This window comes from Staphylococcus sp. 17KM0847, from assembly GCF_013463155.1.
Lineage (GTDB): Bacteria > Bacillota > Bacilli > Staphylococcales > Staphylococcaceae > Staphylococcus.
Genome location: NZ_CP040781.1, coordinates 1,325,463 through 1,351,161 on the forward strand (window position 1 = coordinate 1,325,463; position 25,699 = coordinate 1,351,161).

A 25,699-nucleotide genomic window follows, 5' to 3' on the forward strand; every position below is an offset into this window, starting at 1 on the left:
TTTCTGATTAATTAAAGTAACTCTATAAGGCTCATAATAAAAACGCTTTATCTATTATAAAACCATTGACGTTTACTAAACTACATATTATAATGTGAACATGTGGTTTTGAGATGGATATATTTCATCTGATAAAATCTTGCCGATGTGGCGGAATTGGCAGACGCGCGGGACTCAAAATCCCGTGTCCATTAGGACGTGTCGGTTCGACCCCGACCATCGGTATAATTAAAAGATGGACTAGATTGCTCGTCTAGTCCATCTTTTGATATACAAAAACTTACATTTTGGTTCTTCAACTTTTGTGGTGGGATGGCATATGCTGTCTCACCTTTTTTAGTATACAAAAAGCGCATATGTCTCTATAATTTTAACTCCCTAAACCCAAATTAAAAGACACATGATGCGCCTATGTGTAATGATATATTAAAAAAAGACAAAAATTATACAAGTGGTAGATGTTGCAGTGTGAAGTCAACTTCTCACAGTCATTTATAGCATACTTTTGATCACAAGAATGAGGGATACATTTATAACCATGGTAAGTGTATGTCTCGATATAATGATGGTTAAAGTCTCAAGAATCCCATGTTTACTTTAACCTAGCGAAACAACATTATAAATATCCGTTGTGAAAAGCCTTGCATAATGAGCCGAAGTGAGAAATCCAGAAACGATGGTACTTAAAAAGCGTACAACTCCATCAAGAGTGTACGCTTAGACATGCCTAGCTATTTCTGCGTATATAAATTAATAATAAAAATACCGTCCATATTATATGTTAACAAAAACATATAATGGTTCGGCTTTAAAATACAATATGGAGCGGAAGATAGGACTCACACCTATACCTCTTTCCGGGAAGGAAAGTATTCTGAAATTGAACTACTCCCGCATAATAATATAATATGGAGCGGAAAACAGGACTTACACCTGTACCTCTTTCCAGGAAGGAAAGTATTCTAAAATTAAAATATTCCCGCATAATTTTAACAATGGAGGCGGCAACCGGATTTGAACCGGTGAATAGGGGTTTTGCAGACCCCGGCCTTACCACTTGGCTATGCCGCCAAAAGGAACTGGGCTAGCTGGATTCGAACCAGCGAGTGACGGAGTCAAAGTCCGTTGCCTTACCGCTTGGCTATAGCCCATTAATACTATTGATAAGGGCGGCTGATGGGAATCGAACCCACGAATGTCGGAACCACAATCCGATGCGTTAACCACTTCGCCACAGCCGCCATGGCAGGGGCAGTAGGAATCGAACCCACATCAAAGGTTTTGGAGACCTCTATTCTACCGTTGAACTATGCCCCTATTTTATAAGATGGTGGAGGGGGGCAGATTCGAACTGCCGAACCCGAAGGAGCGGATTTACAGTCCGCCGCGTTTAGCCACTTCGCTACCCCTCCATACAGATGGTGCCGGCCAGAGGACTTGAACCCCCAACCTACTGATTACAAGTCAGTTGCTCTACCAATTGAGCTAGGCCGGCAAAAATAAAAATGGTGGTTCAGGACGGAATCGAACCGCCGACACAAGGATTTTCAGTCCTTTGCTCTACCGACTGAGCTACTGAACCATAATAATGGCGGTCCCGACGGGAATCGAACCCGCGATCTCCTGCGTGACAGGCAGGCGTGTTAAACCGCTCCACTACGGGACCACTTAAAATATTGCGGGAGGCGGATTTGAACCACCGACCTTCGGGTTATGAGCCCGACGAGCTACCGAACTGCTCCATCCCGCGACAATAGAAATTAAATACAATGGCGGAGGAAGAGGGATTCGAACCCCCGCGAGCCGTTAAGCCCCTGTCGGTTTTCAAGACCGATCCCTTCAGCCAGACTTGGGTATTCCTCCATAATTATATGGACCTTGCAGGACTCGAACCTGCGACCGAACGGTTATGAGCCGTTAGCTCTAACCAACTGAGCTAAAGGTCCTAATAATAATTTCTATCAACTAATAATTAGTGGCGGCGGAGGGGATCGAACCCCCGACCTCACGGGTATGAACCGTACGCTCTAGCCAGCTGAGCTACGCCGCCATATATAGTTGTATTAAGTTTAAAATGGTGGAGACTAGCGGGATCGAACCGCTGACCTCCTGCGTGCAAAGCAGGCGCTCTCCCAGCTGAGCTAAGCCCCCATATGTTGATTTGTTTAGAAGTCGGGAAGACAGGATTTGAACCTGCGACCCCTTGGTCCCAAACCAAGTGCTCTACCAAGCTGAGCTACTTCCCGAAAAAATATGTAGCGCGCCCGATAGGAGTCGAACCCATAACCTCTTGATCCGTAGTCAAACGCTCTATCCAGTTGAGCTACGGGCGCATATTTCAGATGGTGCCGAGGACCGGAATCGAACCGGTACGGTAATCACTTACCGCAGGATTTTAAGTCCTGTGCGTCTGCCAGTTCCGCCACCCCGGCAAAATAATGGAGCAGAAGACGGGATTCGAACCCGCGACCCCAACCTTGGCAAGGTTGTATTCTACCGCTGAACTACTTCTGCATAATATGCGGGTGAAGGGAGTCGAACCCCCACGCCGTAAGGCGCTAGATCCTAAGTCTAGTGCGTCTGCCAATTCCGCCACACCCGCGTATGAATGGTGAGCCATAGAGGATTCGAACCTCTGACCCTCTGATTAAAAGTCAGATGCTCTACCAACTGAGCTAATGGCTCTTATTAAGATGGTGCCGGCCAGAGGACTTGAACCCCCAACCTACTGATTACAAGTCAGTTGCTCTACCAATTGAGCTAGGCCGGCGAATAAATGGTGGAGAATGACGGGTTCGAACCGCCGACCCTCTGCTTGTAAGGCAGATGCTCTCCCAGCTGAGCTAATTCTCCATTAAATAAAACCTGGCACCGTCCTACTCTTGCGGAACGTAAGTCCGACTACCATCGGCGCTAAAGAGCTTAACTACTGTGTTCGGCATGGGAACAGGTGTGACCTCTTTGCCATAGGCACCAGATAAAAGAATGTTATACATTCAAAACTAGATTGTAAGTATAAAAGTTTCACAAGAGAAACCGAAAGAATAAAAATTGATTAAGTCTTCGATCGATTAGTATTCGTCAGCTCCACGTATCACTACGCTTCCACCTCGAACCTATTGACCTCATCATCTTTGAGGGATCTTATAACCGAAGTTGGGAAATCTCATCTCGAGGGGGGCTTCATGCTTAGATGCTTTCAGCACTTATCCCGTCCATACATAGCTACCCAGCTATGCCGCTGGCGCGACAACTGGTACACCAGAGGTATGTCCATCCCGGTCCTCTCGTACTAAGGACAGCGCCTCTCAAATTTCCTACGCCCACGACGGATAGGGACCGAACTGTCTCACGACGTTCTGAACCCAGCTCGCGTACCGCTTTAATGGGCGAACAGCCCAACCCTTGGGACCGACTACAGCCCCAGGATGCGATGAGCCGACATCGAGGTGCCAAACCTCCCCGTCGATGTGAACTCTTGGGGGAGATAAGCCTGTTATCCCCGGGGTAGCTTTTATCCGTTGAGCGATGGCCCTTCCATGCGGAACCACCGGATCACTAAGTCCGTCTTTCGACCCTGCTCGACTTGTAGGTCTCGCAGTCAAGCTCCCTTATGCCTTTACACTCTATGAATGATTTCCAACCATTCTGAGGGAACCTTTGAGCGCCTCCGTTACACTTTAGGAGGCGACCGCCCCAGTCAAACTGCCCGCCTGACACTGTCTCCCAGCACGATAAGTGCTGCGGGTTAGAAATCCAATACAATTAGGGTAGTATCCCACCAATGCCTCCACGTAAGCTAGCGCTCACGCTTCTAAGGCTCCTACCTATCCTGTACAAACTGTACCGAATTTCAATATCAGGCTACAGTAAAGCTCCACGGGGTCTTTCCGTCCTGTCGCGGGTAACCGGCATCTTCACCGGTACTATGATTTCACCGAGTCTCTCGTTGAGACAGTGCCCAAATCGTTACGCCTTTCGTGCGGGTCGGAACTTACCCGACAAGGAATTTCGCTACCTTAGGACCGTTATAGTTACGGCCGCCGTTTACTGGGGCTTCGATTCGTAGCTTCGCAGAAGCTAACCACTCCTCTTAACCTTCCAGCACCGGGCAGGCGTCAGCCCCTATACGTCACCTTACGGTTTAGCAGAGACCTGTGTTTTTGATAAACAGTCGCTTGGGCCTATTCACTGCGGCTCTTCAGAGCGTGAACCCTAAAGAGCACCCCTTCTCCCGAAGTTACGGGGTCATTTTGCCGAGTTCCTTAACGAGAGTTCGCTCGCTCACCTTAGAATTCTCATCTTGACTACCTGTGTCGGTTTGCGGTACGGGCACCTACTTTCTAGCTAGAGGCTTTTCTCGGCAGTGTGAAATCAACGACTCGAGAAAACGTGTTTTCTCTCCCCATCACAGCTCAGTCTTTATGAGTGCCGGATTTGCCTAACACTCAACCTCACTGCTTGGACGTGCACTCCAACAGCACGCTTCGCCTATCCTACTGCGTCCCCCCATCGCTTAAAACGAAATTAGGTGGTACAGGAATATCAACCTGTTATCCATCGCCTACGCCTGTCGGCCTCAGCTTAGGACCCGACTAACCCAGAGCGGACGAGCCTTCCTCTGGAAACCTTAGTCAATCGGTGGACGGGATTCTCACCCGTCTTTCGCTACTCACACCGGCATTCTCACTTCTAAGCGCTCCACATGTCCTTGCGATCATGCTTCAACGCCCTTAGAACGCTCTCCTACCATTGTCCAAAGGACAATCCACAGCTTCGGTAATATGTTTAGCCCCGGTACATTTTCGGCGCAGTGTCACTCGACTAGTGAGCTATTACGCACTCTTTAAATGATGGCTGCTTCTAAGCCAACATCCTAGTTGTCTGGGCAACGCCACATCCTTTTCCACTTAACATATATTTTGGGACCTTAGCTGGTGGTCTGGGCTGTTTCCCTTTCGAATATGGACCTTATCACCCACATTCTGACTCCCAAGTTAAATTATTTGGCATTCGGAGTTTGTCTGAATTCGGTAACCCGAGAGGGGCCCCTCGTCCAAACAGTGCTCTACCTCCAATAATCATCACTTGAGGCTAGCCCTAAAGCTATTTCGGAGAGAACCAGCTATCTCCAAGTTCGATTGGAATTTCTCCGCTACCCTCAGTTCATCCGCTCACTTTTCAACGTAAGTCGGTTCGGTCCTCCATTCAGTGTTACCTGAACTTCAACCTGACCAAGGGTAGATCACCTGGTTTCGGGTCTACGACCAAATACTCATTCGCCCTATTCAGACTCGCTTTCGCTGCGGCTCCACATTTTCTGCTTAACCTTGCATCAGATCGTAACTCGCCGGTTCATTCTACAAAAGGCACGCCATCACCCATTAACGGGCTCTGACTACTTGTAAGCACACGGTTTCAAGTTCTCTTTCACTCCCCTTCCGGGGTACTTTTCACCTTTCCCTCACGGTACTGGTTCACTATCGGTCACTAGAGAGTATTTAGCCTTAGGAGATGGTCCTCCCAGATTCCGACGGAATTTCACGTGCTCCGTCGTACTCAGGATCCACTCAAGAGTGTCTATGTTTTCGACTACAGGATTATTACCTTCTTTGATTAACCTTTCCAGGTTATTCGTCTAACATAGCCATTTGTAACTCCGTATAGAGTGTCCTACAACCCCAACAAGCAAGCTTGTTGGTTTGGGCTTTTCCCGTTTCGCTCGCCGCTACTCAGGGAATCGATTTTTCTTTCTCTTCCTCCGGGTACTAAGATGTTTCAGTTCTCCGGGTCTACCTTCTCACATGCTATGTATTCACATGTGGATAACACGACATAACTCGTGCTGGGTTCCCCCATTCGGAAATCTCTGGATCAAAGCTTACTTACAGCTCCCCAAAGCATATCGTCGTTAGTAACGTCCTTCATCGGCTTCTAGTGCCAAGGTATTCACCGTGCGCCCTTAATAACTTAATCTTATTGTGATATTGGCAAGTCCAATGACCTGTCAATCACCAGTTATTAATTATGTGAGTCGTCTATTGACGACTAGCGATAATTTAGTTTCAAGCTTTCGCTATTCACTCGGTTTTGCTTGGTAAAATCATTTATACTTACTTATCTAGTTTTCAATGTACAATTTAAATGGTGGAGACTAGCGGGATCGAACCGCTGACCTCCTGCGTGCAAAGCAGGCGCTCTCCCAGCTGAGCTAAGCCCCCATAAATACTCTATATGCTTTTAATGGTGGGCCTAAGTGGACTCGAACCACCGACCTCACGCTTATCAGGCGTGCGCTCTAACCAGCTGAGCTATAGGCCCATTTTATATTGAATCCTCAAATATGAGCATTCAAAACTGAATACAATATGTCACGTTAATCCGCTATCATCATCTGAGATGATGTTCCGTATATATCCTTAGAAAGGAGGTGATCCAGCCGCACCTTCCGATACGGCTACCTTGTTACGACTTCACCCCAATCATTTGTCCCACCTTCGACGGCTAGCTCCAAAAGGTTACTCCACCGGCTTCGGGTGTTACAAACTCTCGTGGTGTGACGGGCGGTGTGTACAAGACCCGGGAACGTATTCACCGTAGCATGCTGATCTACGATTACTAGCGATTCCAGCTTCATGTAGTCGAGTTGCAGACTACAATCCGAACTGAGAACATCTTTATGGGATTTGCTTGACCTCGCGGTTTCGCTGCCCTTTGTAATGTCCATTGTAGCACGTGTGTAGCCCAAATCATAAGGGGCATGATGATTTGACGTCATCCCCACCTTCCTCCGGTTTGTCACCGGCAGTCAACTTAGAGTGCCCAACTTAATGATGGCAACTAAGCTTAAGGGTTGCGCTCGTTGCGGGACTTAACCCAACATCTCACGACACGAGCTGACGACAACCATGCACCACCTGTCACTTTGTCCTCCGAAGAGGAAAACACTATCTCTAGTGCGGTCAAAGGATGTCAAGATTTGGTAAGGTTCTTCGCGTTGCTTCGAATTAAACCACATGCTCCACCGCTTGTGCGGGTCCCCGTCAATTCCTTTGAGTTTCAGTCTTGCGACCGTACTCCCCAGGCGGAGTGCTTAATGCGTTAGCTGCAGCACTAAGGGGCGGAAACCCCCTAACACTTAGCACTCATCGTTTACGGCGTGGACTACCAGGGTATCTAATCCTGTTTGATCCCCACGCTTTCGCACATCAGCGTCAGTTGCAGACCAGAAAGCCGCCTTCGCCACTGGTGTTCCTCCATATCTCTGCGCATTTCACCGCTACACATGGAATTCCACTTTCCTCTTCTGCACTCAAGTTTTCCAGTTTCCAATGACCCTCCACGGTTGAGCCGTGGGCTTTCACATCAGACTTAAAAAACCGCCTACGCGCGCTTTACGCCCAATAATTCCGGATAACGCTTGCCACCTACGTATTACCGCGGCTGCTGGCACGTAGTTAGCCGTGGCTTTCTGATTAGGTACCGTCAAGACGTGCACAGTTACTTACACGTTTGTTCTTCCCTAATAACAGAGCTTTACGATCCGAAGACCTTCATCACTCACGCGGCGTTGCTCCGTCAGGCTTTCGCCCATTGCGGAAGATTCCCTACTGCTGCCTCCCGTAGGAGTCTGGACCGTGTCTCAGTTCCAGTGTGGCCGATCACCCTCTCAGGTCGGCTACGTATCGTCGCCTTGGTGAGCCGTTACCTCACCAACTAGCTAATACGGCGCGGGTCCATCTATAAGTGACAGCAAGACCGTCTTTCACTGTTGAACCATGCGGTTCAACATGTTATCCGGCATTAGCCCCGGTTTCCCGGAGTTATTCCAGTCTTATAGGTAGGTTACCCACGTGTTACTCACCCGTCCGCCGCTAACATCAGAGGTGCAAGCACCTCATCTGTTCGCTCGACTTGCATGTATTAGGCACGCCGCCAGCGTTCATCCTGAGCCAGGATCAAACTCTCCATAAAAGAAGTAAGCTTGATATAGCTCGTTTGATTGTTTAAGTCAATCACTCTCGAAAGTACTATCGTTAGTACTCAATTTATCGGAATTAACGTTGACATATTGTCATTCAGTTTTCAATGTTCATTTTTGCTGTTACGATTAATTATTTTACTGAAGTGTTTTATGTTTGTCAACACTTTTTGTAAATTATTTTAAATCGTTTTAAAACTCGTTTGTTGCAATATTTGCAACACGATTTATGATATATCGTTCAAAAGAAATATTCAAGTGTTAATTTTACACTTTCGAAATTCAATCAAAAAGCAAATTAATTTCTTAAATTAAGCTTTTCTTTTGACGACTGCTTCATAATATCAAGGTATACAGAAAAGGTCAACAATATTTCTACATTATTTTATATCAAAATTACCAAACTAAAGAAAAGAAACACATTTAGAGTTATATTAATAAATCATTATCTCTAAATATTACCGTGATAAATTCAATACTATAATATTGATATTGTCCTTATACTAACACCTTCTCGCTAATATTACATATTGAATTGTGAAAAATATTCCATTTTAATATAGTAACTTAAGCTGATATGAATGTATTTCAACGCTTCTTCTATCATCATGACAGCCTCTTAAATATAATTACTTTATATCATTCACAAAAACACCTCCTACTCAAAAAGCAAGAGGTGTTCTATATTATTTTTTATTTTGTTCTAATTGTTGACATGCTTCACATATACCATAGATTTCCATACGATGATGTGAGACTTCAAAATTAGTAACATGTTGTGCTAACTGTTCTACTTCACTTAGTAGTGGGTAATGAAAATCAACAATCTTTCCACAGTTCTCACATATGACATGGTAATGGTTATGCGTATCAAAATCAAAACGGCTTGATGCATCACCATATGTTAATTCTTTGACAATCCCTATTTTTTTGAAGACTTTAAGGTTATTATATATTGTTGCCACGCTGATATTAGGAAAGTCAGGTGATAGCGATTGATAAATTTCGTCAGCAGTCGGATGAGTTTCTACCTTAATCAGGAAATTAAGAATTGCTTGCCTTTGTGGTGTAATTCGAACACCTGCTTTTCTTAATGACGCAATAGAATCCTGCAATTGATGTTCGTGATGGTGTGTTTCTAATTCCGTAGTCATAATTCTCACCCGTCTTTCTAATTAATAATAATTATTACTTAACAATAATATAATTCTTTTTATAAGTTATTGTCAATGATTATACTAATATCCCTTTGTTAAATCGACTTCGTTCTCAATTAAAGCATCGCAATTGAGAAAGCTATTCAAGTTCTTTATTAATATTTTCGTTGCTTTCATTTTATTTTGGCTACCATTGCCTGTAATATGACTTGTTAGAAAAACATTTTCTATTTTATACAAAGGTGAATCTGGTGTTAATGGTTCTTCCTCAAATACATCTAAATATGCTGCTCTAATCCACTTTTCTTTCATCGCTTTTACGAGTATGTTGGTCTCAGTGATAGTCCCTCGACCAATATTAATAAATAAACTATGTTCATTCATCGCTTTGAAGTCATAAGCCGTTAATAAATGATAAGTTTCACTCGTTTCCGGTAAGACATTCACTATAATATCCGCTTCTTTATAAAGATGCTTTCTCTCGGATAGAGGATATGTTTTATCAAAATGTTCAACAGAATGTCCTGAGGTATTTAAACCTATTGTTTTCATTCCGAATACTTTAGCAATTTGAGCAGCACGTTGTGGTATAACGCCTGTTCCTAAAAAAAGTATTGTTGCATCGTTTAATGACTGCGTTAACCTTTTAGAATTATATTGCCGCTCTTGTTGTTCTTTATAGACTTCCTTCATCGCTTTATAATCATCCAGAATATATGCAAAAATCCACTCACTAAGCTGCTGTGCATGAACACCTTTTGCATTAGTTAAACGAATACCACGCTCTCTTAACTTTTTGAGTGGCAAACTATTTACGCCTGTTGCATACCAAGCTATCCATTTCAGGTTCACCGCATCATCAATAAATTGTTCATCAACTACTTGATGATATGAAATGAGAACATCCATTTTTCGTTGTATTTCCTTTGGTAACTCGGCTGGATGTTTATAAAATTTAAAGTCAACATTCGGAAATTGCTCACATAATTTATCCTCTTCCTCTTTTAACCTCATAAGACTTACAACAAGCATCGCCCTATCCCTCCAATATTGCTTTGAGTTTTGCCATCTGCTCTTTTACTTTTACTTTCTCAATGACATCCAGTACATCTCCATTTTCATCTAAAATAAATGTTGTTCTTACAATACCCATAGAAGTTTTGCCAAATGACTTTTTCAGTTGATACACACCAACCGCCTCTGACAATTTATATGCTTCATCCACTAATAAGTCAAAGTTTAAGTTATGTTTTTTTATAAAGTTTTGATGTTTACGCTGTGAGTCTCCACTAATCCCATACACACTTACTTTAAGATTATTAAAATAAGCTAAATTATCACGAAAGTCACAAGCCTCTGTTGTACATGTTGGTGTATTGTCTCTAGAATAAAAATATAAAATCGTCTTTTGTCCCTTCAATGAAGCTTTTGTAATCACTTTACCATCTTGATTTGTCAATTCAAAATCTGGAAATTGCTCCCCTTTTTGTAACATATATATACCCCTCTCTCTTGATTTCAATACCATTATAATACGATAATAGGAGAGAATATTAAACAGAAAGAGGCTGAAAGATAATGAACTTCAAAAACAGTGAACGATTACAACTTCAATCTAATGACTATATTCTTGGTGGTGTGAACTCTCCATCACGTTCATACAAAGCAGTAGGTGGCGGTGCACCTGTTGTTATGAAATCAGGTAAGGGTGCTTATCTATATGATGTAGATGGCAATCAATACATCGACTATTTACAAGCATATGGCCCTATTATTACTGGTCATGCACATCCACATATTACAAAAGCAATTCAAGAACAGGCTGCACAAGGTGTTTTATATGGAACACCTACTGAATTAGAAATTGAATTCGCAAAAAAACTACGCACAGCTATTCCATCTCTCGAAAAAATGCGTTTTGTCAACTCAGGTACTGAAGCTGTTATGACAACGATTCGTGTCGCACGCGCATATACAAATCGTAATAAAATTATTAAGTTTGCTGGCTGCTATCACGGACATTCTGACTTAGTACTTGTTGCTGCTGGAAGCGGCCCTTCTCAACTCGGTTCTCCTGACTCAGCTGGTGTACCTCAAAGTGTCGCACAAGAAGTCATTACCGTTCCATTTAATGACATCGAAGCCTTTAAAGAAGCTATGGCACATTGGGGGGAACAAGTAGCCGGTGTACTCGTTGAACCTATTGTTGGGAACTTTGGTATGGTAGAACCTATGCCTGGTTTCTTAGAACAAGTGAATGATATTACACACGAACATGGTGGTCTTGTAATTTATGATGAAGTTATTACAGCTTTTCGTTTTCACTATGGTGCAGCTCAAGACCTACTAGGTGTTTATCCTGATCTCACTGCATTCGGTAAAATTGTAGGTGGTGGATTACCTATTGGTGGCTACGGGGGTCGCCAAGATATTATGGAGCAAGTCGCCCCTCTTGGTCCTGCTTACCAAGCCGGTACAATGGCTGGTAATCCACTATCAATGAAAGCGGGTATCGCACTATTAGAAGTGCTTGAACAAGATGGTGTTTATGAAGAATTAGATCGTTTAGGTCAAAAGTTAGAAGAAGGATTACAAAGCTCTATTGATAAATATCATATTAAAGCAACTATTAATCGCGTTAAAGGCGCACTCACTGTTTATTTTACAGATGAAAAAGTAACGCACTATGAACAAGCTGATCAATCAGACGGAGAACAATTTGCACGCTTTTTCAAATTAATGCTACATCAAGGTATCAATCTTGCACCTTCTAAATATGAAGCATGGTTTTTAACAACAGAACATACAGACGAAGATATTGATCAGACATTAGCAGCAGCTGACTTGGCTTTCAAACAACTCGCACAATCAAACTAAAAATTGACCTGAATTGAGGTAGATTAAATATATTTAAACTTATACGATCCAACTCACTTAAGGTTGGATCGTATATTCAGAGGAGGAATGTTTATTGAAACTGGGTGCTAGAATTTTAAAAACAGGGATCGCTATTATACTTGCGGTTTCTGTGGCTGCACTATTACCTTCTGATGCCGGTATGATCACCGTGGCTGGTATTGCAGCCGTTGTGGCAATGCAACCTAGTGTTTATCGTACTTTCAAAACAATTGTTGACCAATTTCGAGGAGGAATGTTTATTGAAACTGGGTGCTAGAATTTTAAAAACAGGGATCGCTATTATACTTGCGGTTTCTGTGGCTGCACTATTACCTTCTGATGCCGGTATGATCACCGTGGCTGGTATTGCAGCCGTTGTGGCAATGCAACCTAGTGTTTATCGTACTTTCAAAACAATTGTTGACCAATTTCGAGGAGGAATGTTTATTGAAACTGGGTGCTAGAATTTTAAAAACAGGGATCGCTATTATACTTGCGGTTTCTGTGGCTGCACTATTACCTTCTGATGCCGGTATGATCACCGTGGCTGGTATTGCAGCCGTTGTGGCAATGCAACCTAGTGTTTATCGTACTTTCAAAACAATTGTTGACCAATTTCAAGGAAATATCATTGGCGCATTACTTGCGATGATCATGGTCACAATATTTGGCAATAACATTATCATTATGGGTGTCACAGTTATTCTACTTATTGCGCTTTTATATAAAATGAATATTGCACACGTCGCAACACTTGCCACAGTAACAGCGCTCATTATTATGGGCCAACATGATGGTTCTTTTTATATTTCAGCATTTTATCGTTTCACACTCGTGATGATAGGTGTTATAAGTTCTTTCATCGTTAACTTAACATTCTTGCCACCAAAATTTGAAACAAAAATTTATTATAATTCACTCAATATTTCAACTGATATTTTCAAGTGGTTTAACCTTGTACTTAATGATGCAACAGAATTCAATCATGTAAAAAATGATCTTGAACTATTGCGTCAACGTATTGTTAATTTAGAACAATTACTCGAATATTACAAAGAAGAACGCTTATTAACTAAAAAACAAATGCATGCGCTTACTCGCAAAAAAATTCTTTTCAAAGAAATTGTTCTAGCAACACGAGATGCCTATGATGTCTTAAAACGTATGAATCGATACCAAAATGACATGCTTCATTTAAGTGATACCTTACTTCTTCAAGTTAAATTAGAAATAGATGAACTTACACAGTTTCATGAACAAATTTTAATCAGTATTACGAAAAAAGCAAAGTTCAATCTTCCAGAAGCTAAGGCACAAATCGCAAACCCTCTAAAGCGAGATATTATAGAAGTGTTTCAAGACGAAGTTTCACAGCACAATGTAGAGAGAACTTACTCATATCGTAATGTTATGCATGTGATTTCTTCATTAGAAGAGTATCGTTATAATTTAGAACATCTCAATCGTTTGAGTATTAGCTATTTTAAATATCATGCAAACGATCCCGATATTGATATTGTTGAAGAAGACTTTGATTTATAATGGCTGTCCATCTTCTGTGGTGGATAGATCATTAAAAGTACTTAGTTTGATTTTATTATAATTTTATATACGTAGAAATAGCTAGGTGTATCTAAGGAACTGGATGCCTATGTCCCAACCCCTCGTTAATTGTTGATTGAATGACACACTTAAATTCATCTATTGATATGTATTGGGGTAAGCGAAATGACAGGTTAAAAATCAATGATTACGCTGTTTGTATACCAAAAAAGGTGAAACAGCATATGCCATACCACTACAAAAGGTGAAGAGCCTTTATAATTTACTAAAAACCCCATTTAATGCTACTTTGTGATTGATGCATAGCATTAAATGGGGCTTTTTATTATAGATTTTGAATATTATACAAGCGCTGATAAGCACCTTGGCGTGACATCAGTGCTTCATGTGTGCCACTTTCAACGATATGACCATTTTCAATAACGACAATACGATCTGCATGCGTAATCGTAGATAAACGATGTGCAACGATAAGCGTTGTACGATCATGACTTAAAGTCTCAAGTGCTTCTTGAATAATAGCTTCACTCTCTAAGTCCAATGCGCTTGTCGCTTCGTCCAATATTAAAATAGGTGGATCATTTAAGAAAATACGTGCAATAGAGAGACGCTGTTTTTGACCTCCAGAAAGCTTAACCCCTCTTTCTCCTACTTCTGTATCATATCCTTGAGGAAGTGCCATAATAAAGTCATGTGCATTTGCCATTTTAGCAGCTGCTATCACTTCATCAAATGTTGCATCGGGACGACCTAATAAAATATTTTCTTTTACTGTATCAGAAAACAATATATTATCTTGCTGTACCATTCCAATTTGACGACGTAAGCTCCCTATATCAAATGCTTGGATTGGATGATTATCGATTGTAATCTCCCCTGCTGTCACATCATAAAAACGTGGAATAAGGTTAATTAGCGTTGACTTACCGCCTCCACTCATACCAACAAATGCTACTGTTTCACCATGATGAATATCAAGTGTAATATCTTTTAATACATCTCGTTCGTCCTCGTTGTAACGAAAAGCAACGTTATGAATACCAATATTACCATGCTGTATCTTATAAGGCTGTGCATGAGGTAGGTTTTTAATATCATAGGGTTCATCAAACAATTGAAAAACACGATCCATCGAAGCAAAACTTTGTGTTAATGTTGTAAATGATGATACAAGACGACGCAACGGTCCATATAGTTGCTCAAGATAACTTACAAAAGCTGCTAACGTTCCAACCGTTACATCTCCAGAAATGGCTAAATAAGCACCGTAACCGATAACGATCAACGGTCCGATATCTGTTACTGTATTAATAGCTGAAAATGAATAGGCATTCCAACGTGTATGACGAAACGCTTTATTTAAAAAGTTCGTATTACGTTTATCAAAGTTTTTTGCTTCGTTCTCTTCAATCGCAAAACTTTTAATTACTGCCATTCCATTGACACGTTCATGTAAAAAGCCTTGTGTCTCTGCCAATTTTTGAGAACGTTGACGTGTGAGCTCTCTCAGACGACCAAAAAAGAAATATACTGTCAAAATATAAAATGGTAATACAATAATAGCTGCAACTGTTAAATGAACGTCTAAAAAGAACATAACAGATAACGCGATAATAATTGTAATACAATCTAACCAAATATTCATTAATCCCGTCATTATAAAGTCTTTTGTTTGTTCTACATCATTAATGACACGAGAAATGACCTCCCCAGCTTTGTTATTTGCATAAAATCGGGAGCTCAAAGCTTGTAGGTGGTCATACAATTTTTTTCGAATATCATATAATATTTTATTGCTTGTCCATTGTGCCATGTACTGTCTTAAAAACTCAATAGGTGGACGAACAACAACAAAGATAAATGCTGCAATTCCCATTGCAATCATCAAATGTGTATATTTATCCGTCACACTTAATGCACCATTGTTAATGACATCATCAATAACATATTTAATTAACAATGGAATAAGTAATGGAATACCGAATTTTAATATACCTACAATAATAGTACCAAAAATCAGCCATTTATATGGTTTAACAAATGCAAGGTACCTTTTAATCATCTTTCGAAAACCTCCTAAATATTGTGTGACTGTTCCAAGGATGAGACATTTTGTAAAATTACAACATCCTCTGCAATGATTCGGGCTCCATCATTAGTATCAATTGTGCCATTAATTAAACATACTGATGGGAGCAAGATAATCACTATGTCTCCTCTAAGCGCAGACATGTCATTTACCCCGCTCCCTCATTATTCAAACTATCTATTTTTAATTTGGCGAAAACGATTACGCCATACTTTGATAAAATCTGGTGCGAATGGCCCCTTTTTATGTTCTATCCATTGTTGTAAAATATCAACATTAGCACGCAATACTGTATCAATATCTTTAGGATAATTCATTTGTTGCATATGTTGTTCATACTCATCTTCATCCAACAAATGATATTTACCATTTGGGTATACCTTAATATCCAAATCATAATCAATATACTTTAATGCCTCTTCATCACAAACAAACGGTGAAGATAAGTTGCAGTAATAATAAACGCCATCTTCTCGAAACATACAGATAACATTGAACCAATACTCCGAATGAAAATAAACAATTGCCGGCTCACGTGTCACCCAAGTACGTCCATCGCTTTCTGTAACAAGTGTGTGATCATTACCACCAATTACGACATCTGCCGTTCCTTTTAAAATTGTCGTCTCAGACCATACACGATGAATTGTACCATCATGTTTGTAAGATTGAATTTTAATCGTTGTCCCTTCTTTTGGGATGCATGCTTTAACCACTTGTCACATCACCTCATTCTCAGCTCATCATACGCTCATTTTTATGTTGTCATTATAGCACACAACATCATCATATTTAATCAATTCGCTTTACTGCATCACTTCATATATTTTAGTCATAGGTACTGGAAACGTATACAACCTTTTATCTTCGGGCGTTATCCATCTACGTGTTTCAGTGAGCATCTTATCACTATCTGATATTATTTTCGCATGATGTACAGTCATATTCCACGTTATATGTGTAAACTGATGTTTAAGTTGATAGATATCCTTTTCTACTATTGTAATTGCATCTCCAAATTCTTCCTCTAACTTCCTATCCACTATATCCTCTTCATATACTGGAAATTGCCACATTCCATTTAATAATTTTGTTTTACGTTGCTCAATTAGAATATCTCCATTTTGATTTTCAATATATAATACAATTAATTTATATTGTTTTTTCTTCAATTTTTTTGTTTTAATTGGACGTTCATACACTGTCCCCTTATCAAATGATTCACAATGATGTTGTACTGGGCACAATAAACACATTGGTGCTTTAGGCGTACAGACAAGTGCTCCCAACTCCATCATCGCTTGATTAAATGTTCCAGAATGTTGCTGAACGTAGGGTTCCAAAGCATGTTCATAGGCCTTTCGTGTTTTTTGAAGTGCTGTGTCTTGTATATCATCATTCAAACGAGACCACACTCTAAAAACATTGCCATCTACGGTTGCTAAAGGCAAATCAAAAGCAATACTCATTACTGCTGCCTGTGTGTAAGGTCCAACCCCTTTTAATGCAGCAAATTGTTCTGGATTAGGTGGAATCTCTCCATTATATCGAGTAACAACTTCTTGAGCTGCTGCATGAAAATTTCGCGCACGACTATAATACCCTAGCCCCTCCCACAACTTAAGGACATGCGCTTCATCTGCATATGCCAATGCTTCAATCGTTGGAAAATGTTTAATAAAACGCTCATAATAACTTCTCACTGTATCAACTTGTGTCTGTTGTAACATGACTTCACTTACCCATATATAATAAGGATTAGACGTTTCACGCCATGGCATACTTCGCTGGTTCACCTTAAACCAAGCAACTAAATCTTCTTTAAATGTGTCTTCAAAATACATGAATTAACTCCTTATCTTTATCTTAAATAGTTTAGTTCATCCACATTATCACGTATAATTATAGTAAGAACGATTGAAATGAGTGAGATATATGGATACGGCAACACATATTGCAATGGGGATTGGCTTAACTGCACTCGCAACAACTGATCCCACACTAGCAAATCATTTTACCGCAACAGCTACTATTGTTATCGCTGGTTCTTTAATTCCCGATATAGATACTGTACTAAAATTAAAAAATAACGCAACCTATATTGCAAACCATAGAGGGATTACACATTCTATCCCTTTCACATTACTATGGCCTCTATTACTAACATTGCTTGTATACGTCTTTTCCATAGGGATACCTCCTCTACACATCTGGTTATGGGCACAATTAGCAGTTGCATTACACGTATTTGTCGATATTTTCAATTCATATGGCACACAAGCTTTAAGACCTATTACCAATAAATGGATTCAACTTAGTGTCATTAATACGTTTGATCCCGTGATATTCGCTTTATTACTATTAGGTATCATCATCTGGTCTTTAGGTGCACACCCGTACACTGCTTTTATGCCTATTTTAATGATACTCATTGGTTATTATATTCTACGTTTTAAAATGCAAGCTTGGTTAAAAAAACAGGCGCTGAGTCAGATCCAACATTTAGGAACTCCTATTAAAACATTTATTGCACCAACCATTCGCTTTATGCAGTGGCGCATTGCTATCCAAACGGATACATATGACTATGTGGGGCGTAGCTATGGACGAAATATCGTATTTAGTGATAAAGTAAAGCGTCAATCATTGCCTGACATAGATATACTGAAACCGGTACGCAACGATCCAAATGTTCGAGCTTTTTTAAACTTTTCATCTATTTATCGTTGGCATATTGAACATATTGATAATGAAACAACAGAGCTTCGATTAATTGATTTACGTTATTTAAAAAATGGTCACTATCAATTTGTCGCCATCGTTCATTTAGATAAGGATATGATTGTAAAACACTCTTATACCGGTTGGGTGTTTAGTGAAAGTAAGCTTATGAAAAAACTATATGCACATTAGCACTTTAACATGAAAAATCCCGAAACGTCTTTAAGCTGCGTTTCGGGATTTTGAATACAATTCAAAGATTATTTGATACGTGTTTTTACTTTAGACTTAGGGCGAGCCTCTTTATTTACCTTGTGTATATGTTCATTAGGTCTTAACTGTGTTACATAATCTCTTAGTGCAAAACTAAACACAATCATTAAGCCCATAAAACATAAAAAGTAAAGATGATACCCTATATGATTTAAAGCACCGTATCCGATGATTACAGATTGCTGCATACCATTAACTAAATAATAAAACGGATTGAGCATGAATATATGCGCTATAACACTTTCTGTGTTCTCAGGAATATAAAAGATAGGAGTTGCTATAAGCAACACACCTGAAATAGTCAAAAACAAAACATCTAACTTTGGATATAAAATATAGATTAAACCAAGTAAAAATGACAATGTAACGATAAAGAATAAGCTCATTATAATATAAAAGAGAATACCTACCATTGTAGCGTCTGTATTAACTGATTTAAAAAAGAGCATCAGGATGACGAGCAACAACAAGATGATGCTATATAAAGTTCCAGACAATACAACACGTAAAAAGGGACTGCTATCAAAATGACGTGTGACATAATAGTCTCTCGGAAAAAAACGATAGCTGCTATATATTGCAATCCAAATTACCGCAAATGTTATAGCACCTATTAAGCGGTAATCAATCATCACTTGTATCGCATCTAATGTTCCCATCAACTTAAAAAGTAAAGCATCTAACACAATAAATAGTGCACCAATAAGAAACGTTAACATTGCCCAGCGCTTGTGCATCTTAATTCGATAAAGACCATAGCGAAAAAAGCGAGGAATCTCATGAAAAAAGCGTATTATATTTTCTATCAATATACCTCACCTACAATTCTATAAAAATCCATTTATGTGTACTAAAATCTGCTATATAATAACCTGCTTCTGTTTTAGCAATCCACATATCATCTTTAACATTAAATGTTTCGCGTAACTTTTTCTCTTTCACAATCGGAAATGTATATCCTATTAATTTATTCTGATCATCAAACAACATTTCAATAGGTTGCTCTAAAACAGGCTCAACAAATCTGTTTTCTTTATCTTTCTCTGCTACAAGTGTTTCATTGACTGTCTTATGTGACTTATGCAACTGGCTATTAAAATAATCAACATAATGAATATAATTTTGCTTCATATACGGTGCGAGTTCATCTCGTTCTATTTGATTATAGAGGGCAGCAGGATTAAAATAATGAAACTTTTCTTTCGCACCAGTATATAATTTACCATTCATTTCTATGCGATATTTACGCTTATTTTCTCCAGTAATTGTCACAACAGTATGCTGCGGAATATGTATTTCTTTGCCACTATGATGCAATGATTTCAAAGTTGCTGACCCTGATGTCAACACACCGTACGCTAATTTATCTGTAAAGCTTGTTTCTGAATGCTTAGAAATGGCATTTTGCGATGCTGATTCTGCAATGTCAAGTTTTCCTAAATTATTAAAAATCAATACACTAGATAATAACATTCCAACTAAAAACACAGCTGTCCATGTCCAAATTCTCGCTAAAAATACAGGTGGCTTAGCATGATGATAACGTTCAATACGTTTGAAATTATAAGTCAATTCTGGCATTCTTGTACGATTTCGTTTCCAATCTTCATCAAAATGTCGTTGCTCTTCTTCGGTTTTCAATGTTGCTCTATCTTGTTCATGGCGCTCAAAAGAAGGAATGACTTGCTTGACGAATCCTTCTTTACGCAATTGGCCATGTGAAATCCAAACAGCATAGTTGCTCACGGCCTTCACTTTAGTCACATCATTATCGATTGTAATCCATGTGTACCCTTTATTCACGTATTCTGCTACCATATTTTGAGCTTTATCAAAAAAATCCTCATCTAAATAAGACAAAATATGGCTCAAAATAACAATCTCTGCTTGTGATGAACGTGCTAAACTAAATAATAGTTGTGCATACTGCTCATCCGTTAAGTCTTTGACCAAATCGTGTTTGTTATCTGCCAAATGTGCATATTTTATCACTTGAATCACTTTATGTTTAGGAACATCCACTTCATAAAGTTGTATAACATCATTAACATAATCGAGAACTGGTACATGCTCTACATTTTTTTGATTCATATTCGCATAAAATAATGTAGCTTTTCTCACTACACGTCCTTTGTCTGGTAAAACTGTACCTGCAAGTATCTCACCTACTAACGATTTAGATGATGCTGCTTCTCCAATAATACCAAGGGCTTCTCCTTGATAAATATGCAATGTGATATTATTAAGTTCGATGTCTTCAGGCTGATAACTAAAAGGTTTGAGCACATTTTGCTTTTTTTGATTGCGATAATAGTGTGTGACATTGATCATCTTTAATACAATTGCATTACTCATCTATGTCACCCCTTCTATAATTTTAATAAAGAGAGTGGTATCCCCTCTTCTGATTGAATACTATTAACACGATACCCCCATGCAAAAATACCTTTGAGACGCTCGACTTTAAAATATTGCTCTGATTCATCTCGTAAAAGGTACATCTTTCCTATTTCGATCGTTTCCGGGTCTATCAAATAACTTTCTGCAATAATAACTTTGTTTTGGTACACATCATATTCATTCATAATACCATTCATTTCAGCTTTACGCATTTTTTCTTTGTAAGTTTGTATCTCATGCAAAATTTCTTGTCTTGTCATCTCACTTAGTCTTTTTTTATTCATTTTCTATACCACTTTCTACTAGTTTTTGTTGAATATCATCATATGTATAACCTTTTCTCATCAATACCTCAACAAGCCTTGCTCGCAATTGTCGTCCTTCATATTTATTATGATATTTATTAAAAAATTTCTCTAAATCTCGTTGTAATAAGCTATCTATTATTTCAGGTTCTGGTTCAAAATTTAACGTTTCAACGACATGCATAATGACATCTAAAGTGTATCCTTTATTCATGAGAGCCTGTTGCACTTGTTGACGTACTTTAACAGCTGGTCCCTTTTTTTGACGTAGGATTTTCTCTGCTAATGCATATATCTTTTCTATAGGCTGTTCATCTATGTAACAAGCGACCCCTCGCTCTATTAGCTCTTTTTCAATACCAGCTTGTTGTAACTTTTTGCGAAATATTTCTGGTCCTTTATCTGTCGTGCGTATCATTGTGTTCTTTAAACTTTCCATATAGTCAACATGGTCAATTAACTTTAAACGCTCACAATATTCCAAGGCTTGTTCGATAATGGTATCAGGATATTCTTTTTTTATGAGATGCTGACGTATTTCATGGCGTGTTCGCTTACGATAAGACAAATAATGAATAGCTTGATTAATGGCTTGTTGTTGAAATTCACGTGCTTCAATCTCTCCCAAACGTTCTCTATTCACTTCGTCTCCTTTCTTTAAGTTGAAGTGAACAAGTGTATCAATGGAAACCCCTATTGCAAATACATCATCAATATATATATTAAACCGCTCGTTATTATTTTTCTGAACTTCAATTTTAGAAATTTGTGGCATAATATCCCCTCTCTCAATACCGTTCCCTTTACACCTCTGTATTATATGCCGTTCAAAACCTTTAATCTACTGATTTACTTTATGATATATCACAATATAAAAAGAAAAAAGCGAGACAGAAACCTTAATGATTTCAAAGGATTTCGTTTTCTCGCTTCCACATTGCATTTACTCTGTGCCAAGTTGTTGTAATGCTTCTGTATATTGTGCTTCCGTAATATAATTTTGTTGTTTCATCTTCTCTAGTGTCATCTTTGTTCGATTGATAAAAGATGCCGACATATCATTCACATTATAAACAGATGGTGCATTGATCTTACTCGCTAAAATGGCACTTTGCAATACAGAAATTTGTGGTAAGTTCGTATTGTTTGTATTTGTTGTAACACCAAAATAATAATTTGCAGCTGACTCAATTGTATAGCTATTATCTCCAAAATAGATATTATTCATATAATAACTTAAAATTTTTTCTTTCTCGTACTCATCTTCTACACGCCATGCTACGAACATTTCTTTCAGCTTACGTGTAATGGTTTGTTGATTATCATAATAATAATTCTTTACCAGTTGCTGTGTAATCGTACTCCCACCTTGCAAACGATCTGGATCTTTAATCGAAGTAAAAATAGCGCGTATACTTCCTTTAAAATCTACTCCATGATGTTTATAAAAGCGCCTGTCTTCAACAGCAATAAAAGCACCTTTCGTATATTCTGGTATAGCACGTGCATCAACATATGTTGCTTTTTGTTCAATTTGTGATAAGTTTGAAACATCTGCTCTCTGAGCTAACGCAAACATTAAACCAACAAATAGTACAAGACATACACCTACAACAAGCAACAAAGTTCTAAAAATACGTCGTGGTTTTCTTTTATGTGGCGGTGTACCAACTGGACGATAATACGTATTATAATGTGGTTCATTCGGCATTTGTTTTCGTTGAGCACGTTTTATTCGGTCAGCCCTTTTCATTCATCATGACCTACTTTCTCTAATCTTCTTACAATTGAGTTTATCAAGTCTTATATATTTAATCTATACCTTTCATTAAAAATCAGTCCCTAGCACGAGGGTATCTCATGATAATTATGAGTAAATAATTATAGAGAGACTACATAATCAATGAACAGTTCTCAAAGTATGACAATAAGCTAAATTTACACTACCTTTTCTATATCGTCGTATAATAGAGGGGGAGGCATTAAATTGTACTGAGTATGCATCCTTACCAAATACTATATAAACTTGAAAAGCTCAGATGAACTTTTAATAAACCTTTTTTCAATGTTTCAAAGTGATGTATTAGCTTGTTAACACATACTATTTTTATTACAACTTATATCATTTTAGAAAGGAGCTTCATACATTATGAAGTTTTTAAACCTTACAGAAGAAGAATTCACACGATTTGTCGATGAACACCACAGTCACTATACGCAATCTATTAAGCGTTACAAAGCATCTGATCAATCACATCTTGTCGGTGTTAAAAACGATAATGGTGAAGTGATCGCTGCATGTTTGATTAGTGCTTATCGTTCTCTCAAAATATTTAAATATTTCTATACTGAACGTGGACCTGTTATGGATTTTCAAAATACAGCACTCGTCCATTTTTTCTTCAAACATCTCACTCAATATTTGAAACAACACCGTGGTCTTTACTTGCGCGTAGATCCTTATGTTATCGAATCTATTCGCTCTGCTGATGGAGAAATTATAAAAACACAAGATAATCGCGCTTGGCAAGATACACTTGCACAACTCGGATATCAACACCAAGGCTACCCTATCGGCTACTCTAAAATCAGTCAAATCCGCTGGTTATCCGTATTGAACTTGCAAGATAAGTCTCCTGAACAATTACTAAAAGAAATGGACTATCAAACACGACGAAATATCAAAAAAACTTATGAAATGGGCGTTAAAGTCAAAACACTCTCCATAGAAGAGACGGAACGCTTTTATAAGTTAAATCAAATGGCAGAAGAAAAACATAACTTCAAGTTCAGAGACTTGGATTACTTTAAACGCCTTCAACGTACTTATGGTGATCATATCGTATTAAAATTAGCGTATATTGATTTACAAGATTATATACAAGAATTACATGATAAACATAACACGTTGCAAAAACAATATGCTGAAGTCGAAATAAAACTTGCAGAAAATCCTAACTCAAAGAAAACTAAGACTAAGGCGCATCAACTACAACAACAACTGACCAGCACACAGCGCAAAATCGAACAAACAAAAGCATTGATCGCTTCTGATGGACATATACTAGACTTGGCTGCTGCTGTCTTTATTTTTAATCATCATGAAGTTTACTATTTATCAAGTGGCTCTAATCCAAAGTACAATGCCTATATGGGTGCTTATCGTTTACAATGGGATATGATTAACTTTGCAAAAGAACATAACATTGAACGATACAACTTTTACGGTATTACAGGAGATTTTAGCGAAACTGCTGAAGATTTCGGTGTACAACAATTTAAAAAAGGATTTAATGCACACGTAGAAGAATATGTTGGGGATTATATTAAACCATTACGCCCCTTCCTATACCGTTTTGTACGTTAATCAATAAAATAAGACTCGCGCATAAGGAAAAATCGTCCTAAATCAATAACAAAGATGACTAGAAGTGTAAATATTTGTACTTCTAGTCATCTTTGTTTGAATGGGGTTAAGAAAGCTTTTCAAAAATAAACTTTCTATCCCGTTCTTTTATTTATTAGCCTTTTAACTGATTACCGATTTCGCGATTGAAGTCATCTAAATCATCAGGTGTACGACTTGTGACAATGTTATTGTCTACTACGACAGCTTCATCTACTACTGTTGCACCTGCATTCGACAAATCTTTATGAACATTGCGTACTGCTGTTAGTGTACGTCCTTTTAACGCATCTGTATCAATTAAAATTTGTGGTCCATGACAAATTGCAAATATAGGTTTATCTTCAGCTACAAAGTAAGAAGCAAATTGACCATATCGGCCTTCTGCATCCCCTCTTAAATGATCTGGTGAAAAACCACCAGGCAGTAATAGAGCGTCATAATTTTCAGGACGTGCTTCAGCAATACTGATATCCACAGTAGCTTCCACACCGTGCTTTCCTGTCAAAGTTGCACCTTGCGTATGACCGATAATCACAGTTTCATAACCTGCTGCTTGGACTGCTTCAGCTGGACTTGTTAGCTCAATATCCTCAAATTCATCCGCAAGTAATACTGCTACTTTTTTTGTCATAATGATTCACCTTTCTTTTTAAAATGTTACTTATCATTTATCCTGAGCGTATCATGTCTAAACATCATTCTCAAATTTTTAATATACTTAACAACTAACGGCGTAGTTCACTCACCTTTGCTTCAAGTTGATCCAACAAGGCAATCCATTCGTCAATATCTGCAACTTCAACTTCATCGGGGTTCACGTGTGACATATCCTCAATAAATTGTGATAACCTTTCTTTGACCTGATTGATTGTTTGTGGCTCTTTCATAGTTCGTTGTTCTCCT

Annotated in this window: 18 protein-coding genes, 25 tRNA genes, 3 rRNA genes and 1 pseudogene; 7 read left to right on the forward strand and 40 right to left on the reverse strand. The window is 38.8% G+C overall.

From position 1 onward, the window contains the following. The first annotated feature begins 141 nt into the window (after window positions 1-141). Window positions 142-225 (forward strand) — tRNA-Leu (locus tag FGL66_RS06385). A 596-nt stretch (window positions 226-821) separates the two neighbouring features. Here the strand turns inward: FGL66_RS06385 and FGL66_RS06390 are convergent. The 30 genes from FGL66_RS06390 to FGL66_RS06535 all read right to left on the reverse strand — a co-directional run bounded on the left by FGL66_RS06390 (window position 822) and on the right by FGL66_RS06535 (window position 10,633). Then, window positions 822-895 (reverse strand) — tRNA-Gly (locus FGL66_RS06390). A gap of 101 nt (window positions 896-996) precedes the next feature. Beyond that, window positions 997-1,071 (reverse strand) — tRNA-Cys (locus FGL66_RS06395). An 8-nt stretch (window positions 1,072-1,079) separates the two neighbouring features. After that, window positions 1,080-1,151 (reverse strand) — tRNA-Gln (locus FGL66_RS06400). 17 nt (window positions 1,152-1,168) lie between these two features. Then, a tRNA-His gene (locus FGL66_RS06405) sits at window positions 1,169-1,241 on the reverse strand. A gap of 2 nt (window positions 1,242-1,243) precedes the next feature. Beyond that, window positions 1,244-1,317 (reverse strand) — tRNA-Trp (locus tag FGL66_RS06410). An 11-nt stretch (window positions 1,318-1,328) separates the two neighbouring features. Beyond that, window positions 1,329-1,412 (reverse strand) — tRNA-Tyr (locus FGL66_RS06415). A 7-nt stretch (window positions 1,413-1,419) separates the two neighbouring features. Then, window positions 1,420-1,495, reverse strand: a tRNA-Thr gene (locus tag FGL66_RS06420). Window positions 1,496-1,506: 11 nt separating this feature from the next. Next, a tRNA-Phe gene (locus tag FGL66_RS06425) sits at window positions 1,507-1,582 on the reverse strand. Between the two features lie 7 nt (window positions 1,583-1,589). Beyond that, window positions 1,590-1,666, reverse strand: a tRNA-Asp gene (locus FGL66_RS06430). A gap of 10 nt (window positions 1,667-1,676) precedes the next feature. After that, window positions 1,677-1,750, reverse strand: a tRNA-Met gene (locus tag FGL66_RS06435). Between the two features lie 20 nt (window positions 1,751-1,770). Further along, window positions 1,771-1,863, reverse strand: a tRNA-Ser gene (locus FGL66_RS06440). Window positions 1,864-1,872: 9 nt separating this feature from the next. Continuing rightward, window positions 1,873-1,946 (reverse strand) — tRNA-Ile (locus FGL66_RS06445). Between the two features lie 30 nt (window positions 1,947-1,976). Continuing rightward, window positions 1,977-2,050, reverse strand: a tRNA-Met gene (locus FGL66_RS06450). Window positions 2,051-2,075: 25 nt separating this feature from the next. After that, window positions 2,076-2,151 (reverse strand) — tRNA-Ala (locus tag FGL66_RS06455). A 21-nt stretch (window positions 2,152-2,172) separates the two neighbouring features. Continuing rightward, window positions 2,173-2,246 (reverse strand) — tRNA-Pro (locus FGL66_RS06460). Window positions 2,247-2,259: 13 nt separating this feature from the next. After that, a tRNA-Arg gene (locus FGL66_RS06465) sits at window positions 2,260-2,333 on the reverse strand. A 10-nt stretch (window positions 2,334-2,343) separates the two neighbouring features. Further along, window positions 2,344-2,432 (reverse strand) — tRNA-Leu (locus FGL66_RS06470). A gap of 7 nt (window positions 2,433-2,439) precedes the next feature. Further along, a tRNA-Gly gene (locus FGL66_RS06475) sits at window positions 2,440-2,514 on the reverse strand. 6 nt (window positions 2,515-2,520) lie between these two features. Further along, a tRNA-Leu gene (locus FGL66_RS06480) sits at window positions 2,521-2,602 on the reverse strand. Window positions 2,603-2,609: 7 nt separating this feature from the next. Continuing rightward, a tRNA-Lys gene (locus FGL66_RS06485) sits at window positions 2,610-2,685 on the reverse strand. Between the two features lie 9 nt (window positions 2,686-2,694). After that, window positions 2,695-2,770 (reverse strand) — tRNA-Thr (locus FGL66_RS06490). 7 nt (window positions 2,771-2,777) lie between these two features. Beyond that, window positions 2,778-2,853 (reverse strand) — tRNA-Val (locus tag FGL66_RS06495). 10 nt (window positions 2,854-2,863) lie between these two features. Next, window positions 2,864-2,978 (reverse strand): 5S ribosomal RNA (rrf, locus tag FGL66_RS06500). A 73-nt stretch (window positions 2,979-3,051) separates the two neighbouring features. Then, window positions 3,052-5,976 (reverse strand): 23S ribosomal RNA (locus FGL66_RS06505). Between the two features lie 169 nt (window positions 5,977-6,145). Continuing rightward, window positions 6,146-6,221: transfer RNA gene (locus FGL66_RS06510), tRNA-Ala, on the reverse strand. A gap of 23 nt (window positions 6,222-6,244) precedes the next feature. Beyond that, window positions 6,245-6,321 (reverse strand) — tRNA-Ile (locus FGL66_RS06515). Window positions 6,322-6,423: 102 nt separating this feature from the next. Next, window positions 6,424-7,974, reverse strand: a 16S ribosomal RNA gene (locus FGL66_RS06520). The 16S, 23S and 5S rRNA genes sit together here with 24 tRNA genes alongside, the layout of an rRNA operon. A 693-nt stretch (window positions 7,975-8,667) precedes the next feature. Further along, on the reverse strand, window positions 8,668-9,135 hold the full coding sequence (gene perR / locus FGL66_RS06525) for a peroxide-responsive transcriptional repressor PerR (protein ID WP_180809043.1): 468 nt from the start codon (window positions 9,133-9,135) through the stop codon (window positions 8,668-8,670). A gap of 84 nt (window positions 9,136-9,219) precedes the next feature. After that, on the reverse strand, window positions 9,220-10,170 hold the full coding sequence (locus FGL66_RS06530; RefSeq protein ID WP_180809044.1) for a phosphoglycerate dehydrogenase: 951 nt from the start codon (window positions 10,168-10,170) through the stop codon (window positions 9,220-9,222). A gap of 4 nt (window positions 10,171-10,174) precedes the next feature. Beyond that, entirely contained in the window at window positions 10,175-10,633 is a 459-nt protein-coding gene (locus FGL66_RS06535; RefSeq protein WP_180809045.1) for a peroxiredoxin, read from the reverse strand. An 83-nt stretch (window positions 10,634-10,716) separates the two neighbouring features. Here FGL66_RS06535 and FGL66_RS06540 point away from each other — a divergent pair, with 83 nt between their 5' ends. The 4 genes and pseudogenes from FGL66_RS06540 to FGL66_RS06555 all read left to right on the forward strand — a co-directional run bounded on the left by FGL66_RS06540 (window position 10,717) and on the right by FGL66_RS06555 (window position 13,578). Further along, on the forward strand, window positions 10,717-12,015 hold the full coding sequence (locus tag FGL66_RS06540; RefSeq protein ID WP_180809046.1) for a glutamate-1-semialdehyde 2,1-aminomutase: 1,299 nt from the start codon (window positions 10,717-10,719) through the stop codon (window positions 12,013-12,015). Between the two features lie 94 nt (window positions 12,016-12,109). Continuing rightward, window positions 12,110-12,292, forward strand: a pseudogene (locus FGL66_RS06545) (aromatic acid exporter family protein); the annotation flags it as partial. A gap of 4 nt (window positions 12,293-12,296) precedes the next feature. Further along, a complete protein-coding gene (locus FGL66_RS06550) occupies window positions 12,297-12,500 on the forward strand; it encodes an aromatic acid exporter family protein (RefSeq protein ID WP_374757657.1) in 204 nt (67 codons plus the stop codon). Further along, window positions 12,484-13,578, forward strand: a complete 1,095-nt coding sequence (locus tag FGL66_RS06555) for an aromatic acid exporter family protein (protein ID WP_180809047.1) — start codon at window positions 12,484-12,486, stop codon at window positions 13,576-13,578. Before FGL66_RS06550 ends, FGL66_RS06555 begins: the two co-directional genes overlap by 17 nt. Window positions 13,579-13,924: 346 nt before the next feature. Here the strand turns inward: FGL66_RS06555 and FGL66_RS06560 are convergent, their stop codons facing one another. The 3 genes from FGL66_RS06560 to mutY all read right to left on the reverse strand — a co-directional run bounded on the left by FGL66_RS06560 (window position 13,925) and on the right by mutY (window position 17,532). Beyond that, window positions 13,925-15,661 carry an ABC transporter ATP-binding protein gene (locus tag FGL66_RS06560; RefSeq protein WP_180809048.1) on the reverse strand — a complete coding sequence of 579 codons (1,737 nt, stop codon included), beginning with the start codon at window positions 15,659-15,661 and terminating at the stop codon, window positions 13,925-13,927. A gap of 200 nt (window positions 15,662-15,861) precedes the next feature. Beyond that, complete coding sequence (gene ntdP, locus FGL66_RS06565) at window positions 15,862-16,404, reverse strand: nucleoside tri-diphosphate phosphatase (protein ID WP_180809049.1); 543 nt, start codon at window positions 16,402-16,404, stop codon at window positions 15,862-15,864. Window positions 16,405-16,494: 90 nt separating this feature from the next. After that, on the reverse strand, window positions 16,495-17,532 hold the full coding sequence (mutY, locus tag FGL66_RS06570; RefSeq protein ID WP_180809050.1) for an A/G-specific adenine glycosylase: 1,038 nt from the start codon (window positions 17,530-17,532) through the stop codon (window positions 16,495-16,497). A gap of 91 nt (window positions 17,533-17,623) precedes the next feature. Between mutY and FGL66_RS06575 the strand changes: the two genes are divergently transcribed. Beyond that, a complete protein-coding gene (locus tag FGL66_RS06575; RefSeq protein WP_180809051.1) occupies window positions 17,624-18,601 on the forward strand; it encodes a metal-dependent hydrolase in 978 nt (325 codons plus the stop codon). Between the two features lie 68 nt (window positions 18,602-18,669). On the opposite strand, the gene FGL66_RS06580 is transcribed toward FGL66_RS06575, so the two are convergent. The 5 genes from FGL66_RS06580 to sgtB all read right to left on the reverse strand — a co-directional run bounded on the left by FGL66_RS06580 (window position 18,670) and on the right by sgtB (window position 23,140). Beyond that, window positions 18,670-19,491, reverse strand: a complete 822-nt coding sequence (locus FGL66_RS06580; RefSeq protein WP_180809052.1) for a teichoic acid translocation permease — start codon at window positions 19,489-19,491, stop codon at window positions 18,670-18,672. Between the two features lie 10 nt (window positions 19,492-19,501). Then, window positions 19,502-21,037, reverse strand: a complete 1,536-nt coding sequence (locus FGL66_RS06585) for an ATP-binding cassette domain-containing protein (RefSeq protein ID WP_180809053.1) — start codon at window positions 21,035-21,037, stop codon at window positions 19,502-19,504. 14 nt (window positions 21,038-21,051) lie between these two features. Continuing rightward, entirely contained in the window at window positions 21,052-21,366 is a 315-nt protein-coding gene (locus FGL66_RS06590) for a YfhH family protein (RefSeq protein WP_180809054.1), read from the reverse strand. Continuing rightward, window positions 21,359-22,162 carry a recombination regulator RecX gene (gene recX, locus FGL66_RS06595; RefSeq protein WP_180809055.1) on the reverse strand — a complete coding sequence of 268 codons (804 nt, stop codon included), beginning with the start codon at window positions 22,160-22,162 and terminating at the stop codon, window positions 21,359-21,361. Before recX ends, FGL66_RS06590 begins: the two co-directional genes overlap by 8 nt. A gap of 168 nt (window positions 22,163-22,330) precedes the next feature. After that, window positions 22,331-23,140, reverse strand: a complete 810-nt coding sequence (gene sgtB / locus FGL66_RS06600) for a monofunctional peptidoglycan glycosyltransferase SgtB (protein WP_180809056.1) — start codon at window positions 23,138-23,140, stop codon at window positions 22,331-22,333. A gap of 396 nt (window positions 23,141-23,536) precedes the next feature. Between sgtB and FGL66_RS06605 the strand changes: the two genes are divergently transcribed. Continuing rightward, a complete protein-coding gene (locus tag FGL66_RS06605; protein ID WP_180809057.1) occupies window positions 23,537-24,754 on the forward strand; it encodes an aminoacyltransferase in 1,218 nt (405 codons plus the stop codon). Window positions 24,755-24,908: 154 nt separating this feature from the next. Here the strand turns inward: FGL66_RS06605 and FGL66_RS06610 are convergent, their stop codons facing one another. Together FGL66_RS06610 and FGL66_RS06615 are read right to left on the reverse strand one after the other, a co-directional pair. Then, window positions 24,909-25,427 carry a type 1 glutamine amidotransferase domain-containing protein gene (locus FGL66_RS06610; RefSeq protein WP_180809058.1) on the reverse strand — a complete coding sequence of 173 codons (519 nt, stop codon included), beginning with the start codon at window positions 25,425-25,427 and terminating at the stop codon, window positions 24,909-24,911. A gap of 94 nt (window positions 25,428-25,521) precedes the next feature. Beyond that, a complete protein-coding gene (locus FGL66_RS06615; protein WP_180809059.1) occupies window positions 25,522-25,683 on the reverse strand; it encodes an SE1561 family protein in 162 nt (53 codons plus the stop codon). Window positions 25,684-25,699: the final 16 nt, after the last annotated feature.

Excerpts from the sequence above, each read along its gene's own strand:
- FGL66_RS06585 (WP_180809053.1), bottom strand. The coding sequence starts at position 21,037 with ATGAGTAATGCAATTGTATTAAAGATGATCAATGTCACACACTATTAT.
- sgtB (WP_180809056.1), bottom strand. The coding sequence starts at position 23,140 with ATGAAAAGGGCTGACCGAATAAAACGTGCTCAACGAAAACAAATGCCG.
- mutY (WP_180809050.1), bottom strand. The coding sequence starts at position 17,532 with ATGTATTTTGAAGACACATTTAAAGAAGATTTAGTTGCTTGGTTTAAG.
- FGL66_RS06605 (WP_180809057.1), top strand. The coding sequence starts at position 23,537 with ATGAAGTTTTTAAACCTTACAGAAGAAGAATTCACACGATTTGTCGAT.
- FGL66_RS06535 (WP_180809045.1), bottom strand. The coding sequence starts at position 10,633 with ATGTTACAAAAAGGGGAGCAATTTCCAGATTTTGAATTGACAAATCAA.
- FGL66_RS06610 (WP_180809058.1), bottom strand. The coding sequence starts at position 25,427 with ATGACAAAAAAAGTAGCAGTATTACTTGCGGATGAATTTGAGGATATT.
- FGL66_RS06540 (WP_180809046.1), top strand. The coding sequence starts at position 10,717 with ATGAACTTCAAAAACAGTGAACGATTACAACTTCAATCTAATGACTAT.
- recX (WP_180809055.1), bottom strand. The coding sequence starts at position 22,162 with ATGCCACAAATTTCTAAAATTGAAGTTCAGAAAAATAATAACGAGCGG.
- FGL66_RS06575 (WP_180809051.1), top strand. The coding sequence starts at position 17,624 with ATGGATACGGCAACACATATTGCAATGGGGATTGGCTTAACTGCACTC.
- FGL66_RS06530 (WP_180809044.1), bottom strand. The coding sequence starts at position 10,170 with ATGCTTGTTGTAAGTCTTATGAGGTTAAAAGAGGAAGAGGATAAATTA.
- FGL66_RS06615 (WP_180809059.1), bottom strand. The coding sequence starts at position 25,683 with ATGAAAGAGCCACAAACAATCAATCAGGTCAAAGAAAGGTTATCACAA.
- perR (WP_180809043.1), bottom strand. The coding sequence starts at position 9,135 with ATGACTACGGAATTAGAAACACACCATCACGAACATCAATTGCAGGAT.
- FGL66_RS06590 (WP_180809054.1), bottom strand. The coding sequence starts at position 21,366 with ATGAATAAAAAAAGACTAAGTGAGATGACAAGACAAGAAATTTTGCAT.
- FGL66_RS06560 (WP_180809048.1), bottom strand. The coding sequence starts at position 15,661 with ATGATTAAAAGGTACCTTGCATTTGTTAAACCATATAAATGGCTGATT.